The organism is Dactylosporangium sp. NPDC051087 (assembly GCF_055586325.1).
In genome coordinates, this window is the sequence record NZ_JBVJIJ010000020.1 from 150,376 (window position 1) to 167,097 (window position 16,722).

General features: G+C 73.8%; 14 protein-coding genes and 1 pseudogene. 11 read left to right on the plus strand and 4 right to left on the minus strand.

The window, feature by feature from the left end; all coding sequences use genetic code 11:
• The first annotated feature begins 5 nt into the window (after positions 1-5).
• From ACZ6TV_RS34395 to ACZ6TV_RS34425, 7 genes and pseudogenes are all read left to right on the plus strand, one after another.
• Complete coding sequence (locus ACZ6TV_RS34395; RefSeq protein WP_465301855.1) at positions 6-971, plus strand: thiamine pyrophosphate-dependent dehydrogenase E1 component subunit alpha; 966 nt, start codon at positions 6-8, stop codon at positions 969-971.
• A pseudogene (locus ACZ6TV_RS34400) lies at positions 971-1,933 on the plus strand (alpha-ketoacid dehydrogenase subunit beta); the annotation flags it as partial. The gene ACZ6TV_RS34395 and the pseudogene ACZ6TV_RS34400, both read left to right, overlap by 1 nt.
• A 76-nt stretch (positions 1,934-2,009) precedes the next feature.
• A complete protein-coding gene (locus ACZ6TV_RS34405; RefSeq protein ID WP_465301857.1) occupies positions 2,010-3,650 on the plus strand; it encodes a class I adenylate-forming enzyme family protein in 1,641 nt (546 codons plus the stop codon).
• Positions 3,643-5,034 carry a condensation domain-containing protein gene (locus tag ACZ6TV_RS34410; protein ID WP_465301859.1) on the plus strand — a complete coding sequence of 464 codons (1,392 nt, stop codon included), beginning with the start codon at positions 3,643-3,645 and terminating at the stop codon, positions 5,032-5,034. Before ACZ6TV_RS34405 ends, ACZ6TV_RS34410 begins: the two co-directional genes overlap by 8 nt.
• The gene (locus ACZ6TV_RS34415) at positions 5,031-5,957 is read left to right on the plus strand and encodes a 3-oxoacyl-[acyl-carrier-protein] synthase III C-terminal domain-containing protein (protein ID WP_465301861.1); all 927 of its coding nucleotides are present in this window, start codon (positions 5,031-5,033) and stop codon (positions 5,955-5,957) included. The genes ACZ6TV_RS34410 and ACZ6TV_RS34415 overlap by 4 nt, the downstream gene beginning before the upstream one ends.
• A 26-nt stretch (positions 5,958-5,983) precedes the next feature.
• Positions 5,984-6,268: an acyl carrier protein gene (locus ACZ6TV_RS34420; protein WP_344502406.1), complete on the plus strand. Its 285-nt coding sequence runs from the start codon at positions 5,984-5,986 to the stop codon at positions 6,266-6,268.
• A gap of 2 nt (positions 6,269-6,270) precedes the next feature.
• Positions 6,271-7,053 (plus strand): 2-hydroxy-acid oxidase, encoded by a 783-nt coding sequence (locus tag ACZ6TV_RS34425; RefSeq protein ID WP_465301863.1) that lies wholly within the window; start codon positions 6,271-6,273, stop codon positions 7,051-7,053.
• A gap of 7 nt (positions 7,054-7,060) precedes the next feature.
• Here the strand turns inward: ACZ6TV_RS34425 and ACZ6TV_RS34430 are convergent, their stop codons facing one another.
• From ACZ6TV_RS34430 to ACZ6TV_RS34440, 3 genes are read right to left on the minus strand one after another with little or no spacing between them, the layout of a single operon-like run.
• Positions 7,061-7,717, minus strand: coding sequence for a 4'-phosphopantetheinyl transferase family protein (locus ACZ6TV_RS34430; protein WP_465301865.1), 657 nt, complete (start codon positions 7,715-7,717; stop codon positions 7,061-7,063).
• A complete protein-coding gene (locus ACZ6TV_RS34435) occupies positions 7,714-8,988 on the minus strand; it encodes an aminotransferase-like domain-containing protein (protein ID WP_465301867.1) in 1,275 nt (424 codons plus the stop codon). The genes ACZ6TV_RS34430 and ACZ6TV_RS34435 overlap by 4 nt, the downstream gene beginning before the upstream one ends.
• Positions 8,988-10,115: an alpha-hydroxy acid oxidase gene (locus ACZ6TV_RS34440; protein ID WP_465301869.1), complete on the minus strand. Its 1,128-nt coding sequence runs from the start codon at positions 10,113-10,115 to the stop codon at positions 8,988-8,990. The genes ACZ6TV_RS34435 and ACZ6TV_RS34440 overlap by 1 nt, the downstream gene beginning before the upstream one ends.
• 64 nt (positions 10,116-10,179) lie before the next feature.
• On the opposite strand from ACZ6TV_RS34440, the gene ACZ6TV_RS34445 reads away from it, so the two are divergent.
• The 4 genes from ACZ6TV_RS34445 to ACZ6TV_RS34460 all read left to right on the plus strand — a co-directional run bounded on the left by ACZ6TV_RS34445 (position 10,180) and on the right by ACZ6TV_RS34460 (position 14,005).
• Positions 10,180-10,890 carry an SGNH/GDSL hydrolase family protein gene (locus ACZ6TV_RS34445; RefSeq protein ID WP_465301871.1) on the plus strand — a complete coding sequence of 237 codons (711 nt, stop codon included), beginning with the start codon at positions 10,180-10,182 and terminating at the stop codon, positions 10,888-10,890.
• A gap of 2 nt (positions 10,891-10,892) precedes the next feature.
• Entirely contained in the window at positions 10,893-11,828 is a 936-nt protein-coding gene (locus ACZ6TV_RS34450) for an alpha/beta hydrolase (RefSeq protein WP_465301873.1), read from the plus strand.
• The gene (locus tag ACZ6TV_RS34455; RefSeq protein WP_465301875.1) at positions 11,813-12,682 is read left to right on the plus strand and encodes an aminoglycoside phosphotransferase family protein; all 870 of its coding nucleotides are present in this window, start codon (positions 11,813-11,815) and stop codon (positions 12,680-12,682) included. Before ACZ6TV_RS34450 ends, ACZ6TV_RS34455 begins: the two co-directional genes overlap by 16 nt.
• A gap of 729 nt (positions 12,683-13,411) precedes the next feature.
• Entirely contained in the window at positions 13,412-14,005 is a 594-nt protein-coding gene (locus ACZ6TV_RS34460; RefSeq protein ID WP_465301877.1) for a hypothetical protein, read from the plus strand.
• Positions 14,006-14,077: 72 nt separating this feature from the next.
• Here the strand turns inward: ACZ6TV_RS34460 and ACZ6TV_RS34465 are convergent, their stop codons facing one another.
• Positions 14,078-16,363 (minus strand): ATP-binding protein, encoded by a 2,286-nt coding sequence (locus ACZ6TV_RS34465; RefSeq protein WP_465301879.1) that lies wholly within the window; start codon positions 16,361-16,363, stop codon positions 14,078-14,080.
• Between the last annotated feature and the right edge of the window lie 359 nt (positions 16,364-16,722).

A 16,722-nucleotide genomic window follows, 5' to 3' on the forward strand; every position in this document is an offset into this window, starting at 1 on the left:
ACCACGTGACTGACGCCGCCGGGCTGTACCGGACGGTCCGCCTGATCAGACGGTTCGAAGAGCGTGCCATCGAACTCGTCAGGGACGGCACGATCGTCGGCGGGATCCACCCGTACCTGGGGCAGGAGGCGATCGCGGCGGGCACCTGCGCCGCGCTGCGCCCCGGCGACGTCATCACCAGCACCCACCGCGGCCACGGGCACGTCCTGGCCAAAGGCGCCGACCCGGCCCGGATGCTCGCCGAGCTGACGGGCCGGGCCACCGGTCTCAACCGCGGCCGTGGCGGCTCGATGCACGCCGCCGACTTCAGCCTCGGCATCCTCGGCGCGAACGCGATCGTCGGCGCCGCCGTGCCGATCGCCACCGGCGCCGCGTGGGCGGCCCGGCGGGCCGGCAAGGACCTCGTCGCCGTCACCTACTTCGGCGACGGCGCCGTCAGCCAGGGCGTCGTGCTGGAGACCATGAACCTCGCGTCGCTGTGGAAGGTCCCCGTCGTCCTCGTCTGCGAGAACAACGGCTTCGCCACCACCACCCGCGTCGAGCAGGCGGTGGCCGGCACGATCACCGGACGGGCCGAGGCGTTCGGCATCCCGGCGTCCACAGTGGACGGCAGCGACCCCGAGGCGGTGCTCGCCGCCGCCCGGGAGGCCGTCGAGCGGGCCCGCTCCGGCGGCGGGCCGTCGCTCATCGAGTGCGTCGCCTACCGCTTCGACGCCCACCACACGTGGGAGCACGCGGCGCGGCCGCGGTACCGCACCGACGACGAGGTCGCCCTCGGCATGCGCGCGGACCCGGTGGCCCTGCAGGGGTCCCGCATCCCGGACGCCGAGCGGGAGCGCATCGACGCGGAGATCGAGGCGTTGCTCGACGAGGCCGTCCGGTTCGCCGTCGACAGCCCGGCGCCGGATCCGGCGGGCGCGCTGGACCACTTGTACGCGGACGGCCTGCGGGCCAGGGCGGGGGTCTCCTGATGCCGAACCTGTCATACCTCAAGGCACTCAACCGGGCCCTGACGACCGAGATGGCCGCCGACCCGAGCGTGTGCGTGTTCGGCGAGGACGTCGGCGTCGCGGTCAGCAACGTCACCACCGGCCTGCTCAAGAAGTTCGGTCCCGAACGGGTCGTCGACATGCCGATCTCGGAGCAGGCGTTCACCAGCTTCGCGACCGGCGCCGCGATGGCCGGCCAGCGCCCCGTGATCGAGTTCCAGATCCCGGCGCTGCTGTTCCTCGCGTTCGAGCAGATCGCCAACCAGGCCCACAAGTTCTCGCTCATGACCGGCGGGCAGGTCAACGTCCCCGTCACCTACCTGCTGCCGAGCTCCGGCTCCCGCGGCGGCTGGGCCGGGCAGCACTCCGACCACCCCTACAGCCTCTTCGCCCACGTCGGCGTGAAGACGGTCGTCCCGGCGACCCCCGCCGACGCCTACGGGCTGCTGCTGACCGCGATCCGCGACGACGACCCGGTCATCGTCTTCGCCCCGGCCGGCGCCATCGGCGTCCGCGACGACGTCGACTTCGCCACCCTCGCGCCGGTGCCGCTGGGTGTCGGGCGCGTCCACCGGCCCGGCGACGACGTGACGGTCGTCGCGGTCGGCCACCTCGTCCACGACGCCCTCGCCGTCGCCGAGGAGCTCGCCGGCACGATCTCGGTGGAGGTGTTCGACCCGCGGACCCTGCACCCCTTCGACTGGAACGGGCTCGCCGCGTCGCTGGAACGCACCGGCCGGCTCGTCGTCGTCGACGACTCCAACCGCTCCTGCGGCATCGGCGGGGAGATCCTGGCGACCGCCGCGGAGCAGATGCGTCTCATCGCACCGCCGAAGCGCATCACCCGCCCCGACGGGGCCGTGCTGCCCTTCGCCCGCGAGCTGGACCTGGCGCTGCAGCCCACCCGCGCGCAGATCCGCACCGCGGTCGAGCAGGTCTTCAAGCTGTCCTTTCCGCCCGCGACCGAGTTTTCGACCGCGACCGGGCATTCGACCGTCACCGATACCGAGGAGTAGACCCATGGCGTCCACGAGCATCCGGGCGGCGCTCGCCGCCGACCCCGACGTCGGTGCCGGCAACGTGCTGCACAAGCTCATCGAGCACGGCGCCGACCTGTCCGGGCCCGGCATCGCGTTCGACGTCGAGGTCGACGGCTTCCCCGCCTGGAAGGGACTCACCCTCGGCGAGCTGCGCGACCGCGCCGCGGCCCGGGCCGCGTGGCTCAAGGCCAACGGCATCGGCCGCCGCGACCCGGTCGCGATCTACGTGACCAGCAGCGCCGACTGCTTCCTCAACTGGATGGGCCTGGTCTGGCTCGGCGCGATCCCCGCGCTGATGAACCCGAACATCGCCGGGGACATCGCCGCGGCATACATCGCCAAGCTGCGGGCGACCGCGCTCATCACCGACGCCGCCCACATCGAGCGGCTCACCGGCCACGACGTCGGCATCCCCGTCATCGACGCGGCCGACACCGGCACCGGCGACCCGGCGGCGGCGCCCGCGCCGTTCAAGCTGCACGCCGACGACCCGATCGCCATCACCCACTCGTCCGGCACCACCCGCATGCCGACCGCCGTCGTGCACTCGCACGCCAGCCTGTTCCACGCCACCCGCAAGATCCGGCTGAGCGGACCCAGGGCCCAGGGCACCGAGCGGATCCTCAGTGCCCTGCCGGCCCCGCACGCGGCGGGCATCATGACCATCAACCACGCCCTGAGCAACCGCTCCGAGCTGCTGTTCCTGTCGCAGCAGAGCGACGGCGGCGCGGTCCTGGACGCGATCGAGCAGTGGAAGCCGACCGGCGTCTTCGGCTTCGCGGTCACCTGGTCGGAGCTGGCCCGCTTCGACCTGGAGCAGCACGACATGGACTCGGTCGCGCTGTGGTTCAACACCGGCGACTGCGCGCACGAGCCGCACATCCGCAACCTCGTCAACGTCGGCAGCCGCAACACGGTCGTGCGCTCCGCCGAGGGCCGCGCCGTCGTGCAGCGGGTCAAGGGGTCGAGCTTCGTCGACGGGCTCGGCTCGACCGAGATGGGGCACTCCGCCTTCCACATCACGCACGGCCCCGACACCGAGCGCTACGGCCGGTGCGTCGGCGTGCCGCACATCTTCGCCGACGTGGCGCTGCTGGACACCGCCACCGGCGAGGAGGTCCCCGTCGGGCGGGTCGGGCACTTCGGCCTCAAGTCCCCCACGCTGGCGCCCGGCTACTGGAACGACCACGTCAACACGTACCGGAACCGCCTGGGCGGCTACTACCTCACCGGCGACCTGATGTTCCGCGACGAGGAGGGCTACTACTACCACGTCGACCGGGCCGTCGACTCGGTCGACCTCGGCGACGGCAACTGGCTCTACACCGCGATGTCGGAGGAGCAGATCCTGCGGGCCGTGCCGGACGTACGGGACTGCACGATCGTGTCGTTCCAGACCGACGCCGGCGTCGTGTCCGACGTGCTGCTGTCGCTGCACGAGAGCGCCGACCCGGCCGCCGACCACACCGACGCGGTCACCGCCGCGCTCAGCCCGGCCGTCGCGGCGACCCTGCGCAAGGTCGTCGTGTTCCCCGACGAGAACATCGTGACCGGCCCCACCGGCAAGGTCCGCAAGTTCCTGATGCGGCAGCGGCACCTGGCCGAGATGGCGAATGCCTGACACGTACCTTCCGGCCCCCGCCGCCGCGATCGCCGCCACGGAACGGATTCCGGTGCGGTTCGACGGCGACGGGGCCGGGCTCGGGCCGCTGTCCTGGGGACAGCTGTCGATCTGGCAGGACATCGTCCGCCAGCGCTCCTGGCTGCCCATCGGCGGCTGGGCGCCCCTGGAGCCCGGCACCACCCTCGACGACGTCGCCGACGATTTGCGCTGGGCGATGCGGCGGTACCCCACGTTCCGCACCAGGCTCCGCTTCGACGCCGGCGGGACGCCGGTGCAGTCGGTGGCCGCGTGGGGCACGATCGGGCTCGACGTGTTCGACGTGCCCGACGGCGCCGACCCGGCCGGCTTCACCGCGGCGGTCGACGCGCACTACCGGGCCGTGCCGTACGACTTCGCCGAGGAGTGGCCGGTGCGGATGGGGGTCGTGCGGGTCGGCGGCTCACCCGCCTACCTGTCCACCGTCACCTGCCACCTGGTCACGGACGGCTTCGGCGGGCTGCTCATGCTCCGCGAGGTGGCCGCCCGCGGCGCCGCCGGCAGAGCCGGATCCGACTCGGCCGAACCCGGTCCGACCACCGGGATGCAGCCGCTGGAGCAGGCGCGCTGGCAGGCGTCGCCGGACGGGCGCAAACAGGCGGACAAGGCGCTGCGGCACTGGGACAGGATGCTGCGGCAGCTGCCGCCCGCCGCGCCGCCGGTCCCGCGCGAGGGGCCGCGGTGGCACCGGGGCGAGTTCACGTCGGCGGCGCTGTACACCGCGACCCACGCCGTCTCCGTGGTCGCCGACATCGACACGTCGCAGGTGCTGATGACGTGCCTGGCGCTGGCCGTCGCCGAGCGGGACCGGCCGGCGATCATCCGGCCGATGGTGGACAACCGCTTCCGCCGCGGCCTCGGCGACGTCGTCGCGATGGTGGCCCAGCACGGCATCTGCGTCGCCGACGTCGCCGGCCTGGACTTCGACGAGGCGATGCGCCGGACCGGGATCGCGGCGATGCTCGCCTACAAGTGGGCCTACCACGACCCCGCCGCGGTGGCCGCGCTGGCCGGGACGCTCGAGGCCGACCTGGGCCTCGACCTGGACGCGGGGATCTGGTTCAACGACCGGCGGACCGTCAGCCGGCAGATGTTCCCCGGCGACAAGCCGACCGCCGGGCAGGTCCGCGCGGCCGCGCCCGGCGAGTTCCGCTGGACCGTCGCGCAGGACGACCCCTACGACCCGCTGAACATCGACGTCGACGACGAACCCGGCATCTTCCGGCTGACCTGGTTCACCGACACGTGGCGCACACCACCGGCCCGGGTCGAGGCCCTCGCCCGGTCGATCGAGGCGCTCGCGGTACAGCAGGCGCTGACGGCACTGGAAAAGGAGACCGCGTGACCGCTCTCGTCGCCGTCGGCACCCACGTGCCGGCGGGCCGTGTCCCGATCGAGTCGCTCGCCGAGGAGTTCGAGCTGACGCCGATGCAGCTGCGGGTGTTCCGGCGCTACCACAAGCTCGGCTCCGCCGCGCAGGCGCCGGACACGTCCCTCACCGACCTGCTGCGCCTGGCGGTCGCCGACCTGCGGCTCACCACGGAGCAGACCGCCCGGGTCCGGTTCGTGCTCTACGCCCGGACGTTCCCCGGCGTGGTCCCCTACCCGCTGAACCCGGCGCACGAGGTGTGCCGGTCGTTCGGGCTGTCGCACGCCTCGGTCTTCGCCGTGGGGCACCACGCGTGCGCGTCCGGGCTGCTCGCCGTCGACCTCGCCGGACGGCTCCTCGCCACCGCGCCGGAGGGTTCGCTCGCCCTGATCCTCACCGGGGAGAAGGCGTTCACCGGCGAGGCCCGTTTCGTGCCGGAGACCTCGATGTTCGGCGAGGGCGCCGCCGCGTGTCTGGTGGCCACCGACGGCCCGCGGGACCGTCAGCTGTCCTACGTCGCGGACCTGCGCGGCGAGTTCGACGGCGAGCTGGAGGAGGTCGCCGGGGAGTTCCAGCGCATCTACCACGACGCGCTCGGCGCGGCCGTCACCGGCGCCGTCGCACGCGCCGGGCTCACCCTGGGCGACATCGCGCTGATCCTGCCGCACAACGTGAACGTGGTCGCCTGGCAGCGCGTCTGCAAGCGGATCGGCTACCCCCTCGACCAGGTCCTGCTCGATCACGTCGCCGACTACGGTCACGTCTTCTGCGCCGACGCGTTCCTCAACCACCGCACCGCCGTGCAACGCGGGCTGCTGCGGCCCGGCGACCGCTACGTCATCGCCGCCGCCGGCGCGGGCCGCGGCGCGACCTTCTCCGCCATGGTCTTCGAACACTGACATTCTCCGTCCGAAAGGGATTTCCGATGAGCGACACCACCACCATCGACCCGGACCTGCGCCAGCAGGTCGTCGACACGATCTGCGAGCTGCTGCCCCGGGTGCTGAAGCGGGAGGTCACCGGCGCGTCGGAGACCACCACGCTCATGGACGACCTCGGCATGAGCTCCACCACCGGTCTCGAGCTCGTCCTGGAGCTGGAGGACAAGCTGGAGCGGGAGATCAGCGTCGAGGACATGGGCCGCGACAACTTCGAGACGGTCGGCAGCCTCGCCGACTACGTCGCCGGAAACCTGCTCCCGGAAGAGTGAGCATGCCCGACGATGACCGCTGGGGCCTCCGGCGCGCCGAGTCGCGCCGGTTCCCGTCCCCGGCCGCGCTCGCCGCGGACACCGGGCACGCCGCGCGCCTGTCGGCGTACCTGACGGACCTGCTGTCCCCGCACGACCTCACGCTGACCCCCGGCGCGCTCGACCCGGTCCGCGGCCAGTCCTACGGCGAGATGGCCGCGGAGCTCCTGCCGTCCTCGCCGGTCGACCTGCTGGTGCTCGCCTACGACGTGCCGGACATCTCACCGGGGCGGGCGGTCAGCACGTACCTGACGCACGTCTGCCCCGGCCTGCCGATGTCGTTCGCGGTGTCCGACCAGGGCCGCGCCGCGGCGTTCACGGCGCTGTCGCTGATCCGCACGTACGCCGCGACCCATCCGCGGGCGCTGCTCATCACCGTCGAACAGGCCGACCTGCCCTACGACCCGGGCGTGCCGGTCGCCCTGCCCGCCGAGCACGCGGCGGTCGCGCTGCACCTCGACGCGGCCGCCGCCGCTGCCCTGACGTCGGTGACCGTGCTGCCCGGCGCGTCCGCGTCGCTGGACGCGCTCGACGGGCTGGACGCCACGACCGTGATCCTGGGCGGCGGGCTGGCGCAGTACGCCGAGGACGTGAAGGCCGACCGGGTCGTCCTCGCCGACCCGGCCCAGCCGATGACCGGCGTGTGGGAGTCCCTCGCCGGCCTCGACCTGGCCGCGTCGGGGCGGGTCGCGGTCGCCGACCACGACCCCGGCCTGGGCTACCTGTGCGTGGCCGCGTTCGGCTGAACCGCCGCTACGCGTAGGCGTGCTGGTTGACGGTGAAGGGTCTCTCGCCCGCGAGGGCGACCGCGGCCCGGAAGCCCTCCGGGGCCTCGAGGTCCTCGATCCGGAACGGTCCGTCGTGCTCGGCCACCACCGGCGCCGGGCCGGCGACCGGCGTGGCCAGCCCCCGCGTGAGCCGCGCCCCGGCGGCCTTCACCAGGGACTCCTTGCGCGCCCACAGCTCGGCGAACAGCTCGTGCCCGCCGCCGCCGGCGACGTCCGCGGCCTCGGCGGGCGGGTAGAAGCGGCGGGCCATCGCGGCGCAGTCCAGCGTCGGCACGACCCGCTGCAGATCGACCCCGACGGGCCGGCGCGCCGACACGGCCACCATCACCAGGTCGCCGGAGTGCGACAGGTTGACCTCGACGCCGGTGTACCGCCCACACAGCGCCGGCTTGCCGTTGGGGTTGTGCGCCCAGCGCAGCCCGCTCGGCGGCGCGTCGAGGACCGCACCGACGATCCGCCGGGTGACCGCGTGCGCCACGACGAACCGGCGCCGGTCGATGGCGTGCACGATCGACGCGTGCCGGTGCCGCTCGTCGTCGTCCAGCAGCGCCAGCATGTCGGGCAGCGCCGGGTCCGGCACCCGGGCGTCGGCCAGCCACACGTCGACGGCGTCGAGGCTCATGCCGCGGCCAGAAGACCGGCGAACCGGCGGACGCCCTCCTCGATCTGCGCCGGCTCCAGGGCACTGCACGACAGGCGGATCTGGTGGCTGCCGCCGCCACCGAAGTAGAAGAACCGCATCGGCGTCCACAGGACACCGTGCTCCCGCGCGGAGACCTCGAGCAGCTCCTCGGACGCGTCGACCGGCACGTCCACCACGACGAAGAACCCGCCGCTGGGGCTGTTCCACCGCACCTGCCCACCGCCGAGATGCGTCTCGAGCGCGCCGAGCAGCGTGCGCAGGTTGCGCCGGTAGAAGCTGATCTTCGAGGCGTTCGCGGTGCGCAGGCTGAAGCCGCTGTCCAGCAGCATCCCGCCGACCACGGCCTGGGACAGCGCGGACGTGTTGACGGTGAGCATGCTCTTCACCGTCGACAGCTCCTCGGCCAGCAGCGTGCGCCGGCCGGCGGCGTCGACGACCGGCTGGTCCGCGACGAGGAACCCGACCCGCACCCCCGGGAAGTACGACTTGGCGAACGAACCCAGGTAGATGACCCGGTGCCGGGTGTCCAGGGACTTCAGCGTCGGGCGGGGCTCGTCGTCGAGGCCGAACAGCCCGTACGGGTCGTCCTCCAGGATCAGCAGGTCCGCCTCGTCGGCGACGTCCAGCAGCTCGCGGCGGGTCGCCACCGGCAGCGACACGCCCGACGGGTTCGCGAAGTTCGGCACCAGGTAGAGGGCTTTCGGGGTACGCCCGCCGGCCCGGACCGCCGCGGCGACCTCCCGCACCGTCGAGGGGCGCAGCCCGTCCGGCGACTCGGGCACCGGCACGACGTCGATGCCCAGGATCCGGGCGGCACCGGTGAACCCGACGTAGCAGGGCTCGGCGGCCAGGACGACGTCGCCGGGACCGGCGCACAGGCCGCGCAGGGCGATGATCATCGCCTCCTGGCAGCCGGCGGTCACCATGACCGCCTCGTCCGGGACCCGGATGTCCTCGTCGACGTCGAGCATCCGGGCGATGAGCCCGCCGATGTGGCCGTTGGTCCGCCCGTACTGGGTCAGCATCACCCGGCTCTGCGCAGCCGTGACGCCCCGCTCCTGCAGGTGCGCGAGATACGCCTGCAGGTGCTTGTCGACGTCGGCGGCGGAGTGGAACTCGTCGAACGGACGGCCCGCGGCCAGCGCGATCGCGTCCGGGAAGCGGCTGGCGACCTCGTTGAGGAAGTTCATCGAGGCGGACACCGGGTCGGAGACCGACACGTGCAACGCCTCGCGGGACAGCTCCACCATCACAGCTCGCCTTCTGCTCGCGCCCATGGCCTGGCTCGCAGCACCGACCCGTCGAGGCTCGCGACGCCCGGGCGGCCGGCGAGCGCCATCGCGTGCGCCAGCTCGTCGGTCGTCGTGCGCAGCACCCCTTCGACCCCGTCGGCGCCGCCGGCCGCGAGCCCCCACAGCGCCGGCCGGCCCAGGAGCACCATGCGGGCGCCGAGGGCGAGGGCGATGAGCGCGTCGGTGCCGCGGCGGACCCCGCCGTCGAACAGCACCGGCACCGCGCCGGCGGTCGCGGCGGCGACCTCGGGCAGCGCGTCGAGGCTGGCGACGGCGCCGTCGAGCTGGCGGCCGCCGTGGTTGGACACCACGATCGCGTCGGCGCCGTGCTCGACCGCGAGGGTCGCGTCCTCGCCGGTCAGGATGCCCTTGAGCACGATCGGCAGGCGCGTGCGCGACCGCAGCCAGGCCAGGTCGGCCCAGGTGATGCCGGCGTCGAAGGACTGGGCGGCGTGCTCGGCGATCGCGGAGTGGCCGACGTCGCTGTGGTGCGTCAGCGCCATGACGGCCGCGTCGATGTTGACGGCGGCGACGTCACCGCCGATCGCGAACCCGTTGCGCATGTCGCGCCAGCGCCGGCCGATCCGCGGCGCGTCGACGGTCAGCACGAGCGCGCCGTAGCCGGCGTCCTCGGCCCGCCGGATCAGGCTGGTCATCACCTCGCGGTGGCGGAACCAGTAGAGGTGCAGCCAGGGACGGCTGCCCGGCGCGGCGGCGGCGATGTCCTCGAGGGTCCGGCTGGCGAACACGCTCACCACGAACAACGCGCCCGCGGACGCCGCACCACGCGCGGTCGCGACCTCACCCTGGTCGTCGACGAGGCGATGGTACGCCGTGGGCCCGACCCCGACCGGCGTGGCGAACGTCGTGCCGAACACGGACACCGCGGTGTCGACTGTGGACACCCCGGTCAGCACGCGCGGCCGGAACCAGAACCGGTCGAACGCCTCGACATTGGCCCGCAGGGTGCGCTCGGACTCCGCGCCGCCCTCGATGAAGTCCCAGACGTCCGCGTCGACGAGCTCGCGCGCCAGCCGCTGATAGTCGGAGGCGGTCAGCACCGGCCCGGTCTGTGATCGTGTCACCGGCGCTCCATAGGCGGTAGCCTATCGGAACCACGCCACGACCGACAGGAGCCGAAAGGCTTGCATGGGCACCGACAGCATGCTGACCGCCGAGACGTCCGACCCGTTCTGCCTCGCCGCCGGGGAGGCCGCCGAGCTCCTGCGGGGGCACCCGTGGCACCGGTTCGCGATCCTCGGTGACAGCGTCGCGGAGGGCCTCACCGAGCACGTCGACGGCTACCATCCGCTGGCGTTCCCGGACCGGCTGCGGGTGGAGCTGGAGCGGCACCGGCCGGGCCTCGCGCACCTCAACCTCGGCCGGCGCAACCTGCGCGCCGCCGAGGTCCTGGCGGCGCAGCTGGGCCCGGCGCTGGCGTTCCGCCCCGACCTCGCGCTGGTGATCTGCGGCGCCAACGACGCGATGCGCCCCGGCTACGAGTCGCGCGCCGACGCCGTCGACGCGACCCTGACCGCGCTGATCCGCCCGCTGCAGGAGGCCGGCGCGCTGGTCGTCACCGTGTCGCTGTTCGTCATGCCCGACTACCCGTCAATGCCGGCGTGGCTCGGCCCCGCGTTCTCCCGCAGGATGACGCTGCTCGGCCGGCGCGCCGCGGCGCTCGCCGCGGCCCTCGGCACGGTCCACGTCGACCTCGCCACGCACCCGTCGATCGCCGCCGCCTCCGCCGGGAGCGGTGTCCTCACCGGCGCGGACGGCCTGCACGGCAACGCCCGCAGCCACGCCATCGCCGCGGCGGAGATGATCCGCCGCCTGTCCCGTGAGATCCAGGGAGCCTAGAGATGCCACTCGACCCGCAGCTGCAGGCGATGCGTGACCAGCGCGAGCGCGACGGCGCCACCCCGCTGTACTCGATGACCCTGCAGGCGGCCCGCGCCGCCGACCTCGCCTCCATCAAGGCCGGCGGCGGCGACCCCGAGCCCGTCCACGAGGTCACCGACCATGCGATCGACGGCCCCGACGGTCAGCTGCAGGTCCGGGTGTACCGGCCGGCCGCCGACGGTCCGCTGCCGGTCCTCGTCTACTTCTTCGGCGGCGGCTGGGTCCTCGGCACGATCGACACCGCCGACGGGATCGCCCGCACCCTCGCCAACAGCGCCGGATGCCTCGTCGTCGTGCCCGGCTACCGGCTGGCGCCCGAGCACCCGTTCCCGGCGTCGATCGAGGACTGCTGGGCCGCCGTGCAGTGGGTCGCCGCCAACGCCGCCACGCTGGGTGCCGACCCGGCCCGCATCGCGGTCGGCGGCGACAGCGCCGGCGGCAACCTGGCCGCCGCGACGACCCTCATCGCGCAGGAGGCCGGCGACCTCACGCTCGTCGGTCAGCTGCTCGTGTATCCGAACACCGACCAGCTCGCCGACGACGAGTCGATGCGGGACAACAGCGACCCGTACCTGTTCAACCACCACTCGGTCGCCTGGTACCGCAAGCACTACCTCATCGACCCCGACGACGCGGAGAACCCGCTCGCGTCGCCGTTGCGGGCCGAGACGCTGAAGGGCCTGCCGCCGGCGCTGGTCATCACCGCCGAGTACGACCCGCTGCGCGACCAGGGCGAGCGCTACGCCAAGCGGCTCGCCGACGACGCGGTCCCCGTCACGCTCGCCCGCTACGACGGCATGGTCCACGGGTTCTTCGCGATGGCCGGGACCGTCGACGAGAGCCGGGTCGCGCTCGCGCAGGCGGCGGCGCAGCTGCGGGCATGGTTCGCATCCTGACGTCCACCCTGGCCCGCAACGTCACGGGCGTCTGGGGCGCGGCCGGCGAGCGGTGGCTGGCGGACCTGCCCGCCCTGCTCGCCGGGCTGGCCGCGGACTGGGACCTCACCGTCGGCGAGCCCTACGACCTCACGTTCCACTACGTCGCCGCGGCGCGGCAGGCCGACGGGACACCGGCGGTGCTGAAGGTCGGCTTCGAGCTGGAGGTCGAGGCGACCGCCCTCGCCGCGTTCGACGGCCACGGCGCCGCCCGGCTCCTGCGCGCCGACCCGGGCCGCGGCGCGCTCCTGCTGGAGCAGGTCCGTCCGGGCGGCCGCCTGCGCGATCTGGTGCCGGCGCGGGACGCCGAGGCGACGGAGGTCCTCGCCGGCCTGATGCGGCAGCTGCACGTGCCGCCGGTCGCCGGGCTCCCGACCGTCCTGTCGCAGGCCGGCGCGCTCGACCGGCACCGCGGTCCCGTCCCCGCCGGCCTGGTGCGGGAGGCGGCGGCGCTCATGCGGTCGTTGTGCGCGACCGCGTCCCGCGAGGCGGTCCTGCACGGCGACCTGCACCACGACAACGTCCTGGCCGGCACCCGCGCCCCGTGGCTGGCGATCGACCCGCACGGCCTGGTCGGCGACCCCGGCTACGAGATCGGGTCGGTCCTGTTCAACCCCCACCCCGACGACCGCGACCCGGCGCTCGTCGACCTGGTCCCGGACCGTCTGCGCCGGCTGTCGGCGGCCCTCGGCGAGCCCGAGGACCGCCTCGCCGCGTGGGGCTTCGTCAAGGCCGTCCTCTCCTCGGTGTGGACCGCCGACTCGGGCGGCACCCCGAGCCGCGCCCTCGACGTCGCCGAACTGCTGCGGCCCTGAGGCGTGTCATTTGGGGCTGACGGCGGATCAAGGCTGATGTTCGATCTTCGCCGTGTCCGATGTGGAGCGTTGGTGCCTGATGCGCTGTGGGAGATCGCTGCGCCGTTGATCCCGCCGGCGCCGGTGCGGCCGCAGGGTGGTGGTCGGCGGCGGGTGGACGACCGGGCGGTGCTGCCCGAAGGCCGGCCTGTGGCCGGCGCTGTACCTGGCAGTACTGCATGCCGACAAGGCGTACGATCACAAAGCGCTTCGGACTGAGGTCCGCCGACGCGGCACCATCGCATCGTCGTGGATCAGGTCGTCGTACAGGTGCGCGTGGTCGCTCGACCAGTCGTCGTCCATGTCCTCTTCGTCCCGTCCGGCTGCGGTGCGGCGCAGCTGCGACCGGCTGGGTCCGAGCGCTGCACATCCGACAGTTCAACCCATCGGCAACGGCGTGCCGGCGCCGCTACCCTGTGGGCACTCCGGGAGCGCCGCACAGACCCGGCGGTCGGGCTTGGATCAGTCGTGTCGGCGGGTCGGAACATCGCCGACGAACGGCGCTGGACGCGTGCCGGCCGCAGCCCTCGACGACCGAGATGAGGAGCTTCGATGACCGAGCCGCGGCCATACCCTCACGGCGGACCACCCCCGCAATACCCCCCGGCCGGCCCGCCGCCGTACTACCCGCAGCCCGGTCCGCCGCCGCCCGGCATGGCTCCGCGCCGGCGTAGCGGGCGGGGATGGCTCGTGGTCGGCGGCATCCTGGCGCTGGTCCTGATGTTGGGCCTGTGCGCCGTGGGGGTGTACGCCCTGACCGACGACGACACCGAGCCGCCGGCGACGACGAACAGCTCGAAGCAGTACGGCACGCCACCGGACCGGTGCACGCTGTTGGACGATTCGCAGGTCGAAGGCTGGGCCGGAAAACCGACGTCGAAAGAGCCCGAGAAGGCCATCTTCCCGGCCGACCTGGGCGGGGATGTGGACGGCTGCCGCTACGGCCTGGTGTCGGACGCGATCAGGACGCTCCCGAACACGCTCCTACTCTTCGTATCCGCCAACGGTCACGCGAAGGAGAGGTACGACAGCAGGGTGGGAGGCAAGGACACCACCGAGATCGTCGAGAGACCGATCCCCGGACTGGGCACCGCGGCGACGGGCTATTCGGAGCAGGGCAACAACAAGAATCAGATTCTGGCCGGCCTGTTCATTTACGACAAGAACCTGTATGTGGAGATCCGCTTCATCGGCCTCGGCAGCAGGCCATGGAGCGTCGACGAGGTCGAGCGCAACCTGGTCGGCGTCGCCCGGGCGGTCATGGCGAAGATACCGGTGTCGTGACGTGGCCGTCGCGGCCGTCCGGCCGATGACCGGGCGGACGGCCGTTCGTCGGCGGGGCGCAGGCTATTGCCTTTAGGGCAGCCGGGACAACAGTCCTTCGCCCCAGGGGAAGTCGATGTCGCCGATGAGCGCCTCGGCGGTGGCGCGTTCGCGGACGGCGGCGTCGCGGTCGCCCTGCGCGTTGAGGACCGTGGCGGCGCGGAGCCTGGCCTCGCCCTCCCGGACGCGGTCGCCGAGGCGGTGGTACCGCTCGGCGCTCTCGCGGTAGCGGGTGACGGCGGCGGCGAGGTCGTCGCGGCGTTCGGCGACCTGGCCGAGGCCGAGCAGGGCACCGGCGACCGCGGCGCCGTTGCCGACCCGTTCGCCGAGCACCCACATCTGGGTGAAGCCGGCCTCCGCGTCGTCCCAGCGCCCTTCGCCCTCCGCCGCCCAGGCGATCTCCTGGTGGTAGTAGGCGAGGAGGTAGTCGTCGCCGGCCCGGGCCGCGATGCCGGGCACCTCGCCGGTGACGGCGTCGGCCTCGGCGGTCCGCCCGGCGAAGCGGTACGCGAGGCCGAGGACGAGCCGGACCCAGCCGCCCTGCACCGACTCGCGCGCCGGCAGCAGCTCCCGGGCCCGTTCCATCATGGGCAGGCTCAGCTCGTGACGGCGGAAGTTGTTGTACAGGGTGCCGAGCGCCGTGCGTACCTCGACCTCCTCCTCGACGTGACCCAGCTCGACGAACAGGTCGAGCGCCCGCAGCAGCGCGTCCTCGGAGTCGGCGAAGCGGTGCAGGTCGCGCAGGGCCTCGCCGCGGCGGCGGAGGGTCTGTGCGGTCTCCGACCGGTCGCCGGTCGCCAGCTCGAGAGCCTCGTCCGCCGGCGGCAGCGCCCGCTGCACCTCACCGGCGAGCGTCCACGAGTGCGACACCCAGCGCAGCGCCCTCGCCCGCCGCACCGGGTCGCCGGCGGCGGCGTCCGCGGCGGCGGTCCAGACGGCGAGACGGTCGAACGGGTCGGTGATGTCCCCGTGGACGTCGTCGACGAGCGCGCCCACGGCGTCGTCGCAGCCTGTGGCGACCCCTTCGGCGAGGACCGCGGGCAGCCCGGCGGTGTCGCCGGCGGTGCGGTGCAGGCGCAGCCACGTCAGCAGCCGCTGCGCCGCGCCGGCGTGCTCCGGCGCGGTGAGCGTCTCGACGGCGAACAGGCGCAGCAGGTCGTGCAGGTGGAACCGTTCGGGTCCGGGCGACTCGACGAGGAACGCGTCGACGAGCCGGTCCATGGACTCCTCGGCCTGCGGCACGCCGACCCCGGCGCGGGCGGCCGCGGCCCGGAGCGTGAACACCTGCCCGGGATGCGACCCGGCCCGCCGGAACACCATCCGGTCCACTTCGGACAGTTCGGCGTACGCGGCCTGGAACGTCGACCGGACCGCGAGGTCGCCCTGCCGGAGCTCGTCGAGGCGCCGGTGCTCGTCGGCGAGGCGCGCCGCGAGCGCCGACGGTGTCCACTGTGGACGCGCGCGGAGCCGGCCCGCGACGATCAGCACGGCGAGGGGCAGCCCGGCGCAGGCGGCGACGAGCGCCCGCGCGCCCTCGGGGTCGCGGCGGACGGTCCCGGCGCCGGCGACCTGCTCGAGCAGCTCGACGGCGGCGTCCTCCGGCAGTGCCTCCAGGGGCACCGCGTGCGCGTTGGCGACCCCGGTCAGCTGCCGCCGGCTGGTGACGATCGTGGCGCACCGCGCCCCGCCGGGCAGGAGCGCTTCGACGTGGGCCGCGTCGCGGGCGTCGTCGAGCAGGACCAGGACGGCCCGGTCGGCGACGGCGGACCGGAACCGCGCGGCGAGCTCCTCGGTGCCGCCGCGCCGCTCGTCCTCGGGCACGCCGAGCGCGGCGAGGAACCGGCCGAGGACCGCCTCGGGCGCGACCGGCTCGGCGGATGCCCCGCGCAGGGTCGCGAACAGCTGCCCGTCGGCGAACCTCGGCCGCAACGCGTGCGCGGCGCCGAGCGCGAGGGACGTCTTGCCGGTGCCGGGCGCGGCGGCGAGGGTGACGACCGGCGACTCCCCGCTGAGCACCCGGACGATCTCGGCGACCTCCTCGTCCCGGCCGAACAGCGGCGTCGCCGCGGGCAGCTCGGACGGCACCGGCCCGGCGAGCGGCGGCGGCGGGCCCGGCGGCGGCTGGGACGATTGCTGCTGCCAGAACGCCAGGCCCGCGCCGGCGACGCCGAGGACCCCGACGGCCGGCCACGCCAGCCACGCGACCGCGTCGAGCGGGGCGGGCAGCGTGCCGCCGGTCGCAACGTTGACCGCGACCGCCAGCAGCACCGAGAACAGGCCGGACACGACCGCGAGCAGGATGCCCAACCGACTCCGCATGCAGGGATCTTCGCCGATGTACCGCCCACGCACCAACCTCGGGCCGGCAGCACCGACCCGGCGAACCGGATCAGGCCGTCATCGGCTCACGCGGCGACGCGGTTTCGTGCTGGCCGGTCCCGGTGGCCGGCGGTTTTCGCGGTGGCCGGCCTGGCGCGGCCGGCGTGAGTGCCGCAGGACCGCCACCGGTCCTCGCGTGGCCGGTCCCCGCGTGCCCGGTCCCCGCGTGGCCGGTCCCCGCGTGCCCGGTCCCCGCGTAGCCAGTCCCCGCGTAGCCAGTCCCCGCGTAGCCAGTCCCCGCGTAGCCAGTCCCCGCGTAGCCAGTCCCCGCGTAGCCAGTCCCCGCGTAGCCAGTCCCA

What these genes read in the sequence shown, in the direction of transcription:
- ACZ6TV_RS34455 (WP_465301875.1), top strand. Translation starts at nt 11,813, where the DNA reads ATGGTTCGCATCCTGACGTCCACCCTGGCCCGCAACGTCACGGGCGTC.
- ACZ6TV_RS34445 (WP_465301871.1), top strand. Translation starts at nt 10,180, where the DNA reads ATGGGCACCGACAGCATGCTGACCGCCGAGACGTCCGACCCGTTCTGC.
- ACZ6TV_RS34425 (WP_465301863.1), top strand. Translation starts at nt 6,271, where the DNA reads ATGCCCGACGATGACCGCTGGGGCCTCCGGCGCGCCGAGTCGCGCCGG.
- ACZ6TV_RS34435 (WP_465301867.1), bottom strand. Translation starts at nt 8,988, where the DNA reads ATGGTGGAGCTGTCCCGCGAGGCGTTGCACGTGTCGGTCTCCGACCCG.
- ACZ6TV_RS34430 (WP_465301865.1), bottom strand. Translation starts at nt 7,717, where the DNA reads ATGAGCCTCGACGCCGTCGACGTGTGGCTGGCCGACGCCCGGGTGCCG.
- ACZ6TV_RS34405 (WP_465301857.1), top strand. Translation starts at nt 2,010, where the DNA reads ATGGCGTCCACGAGCATCCGGGCGGCGCTCGCCGCCGACCCCGACGTC.
- ACZ6TV_RS34420 (WP_344502406.1), top strand. Translation starts at nt 5,984, where the DNA reads ATGAGCGACACCACCACCATCGACCCGGACCTGCGCCAGCAGGTCGTC.
- ACZ6TV_RS34410 (WP_465301859.1), top strand. Translation starts at nt 3,643, where the DNA reads ATGCCTGACACGTACCTTCCGGCCCCCGCCGCCGCGATCGCCGCCACG.
- ACZ6TV_RS34450 (WP_465301873.1), top strand. Translation starts at nt 10,893, where the DNA reads ATGCCACTCGACCCGCAGCTGCAGGCGATGCGTGACCAGCGCGAGCGC.
- ACZ6TV_RS34465 (WP_465301879.1), bottom strand. Translation starts at nt 16,363, where the DNA reads ATGCGGAGTCGGTTGGGCATCCTGCTCGCGGTCGTGTCCGGCCTGTTC.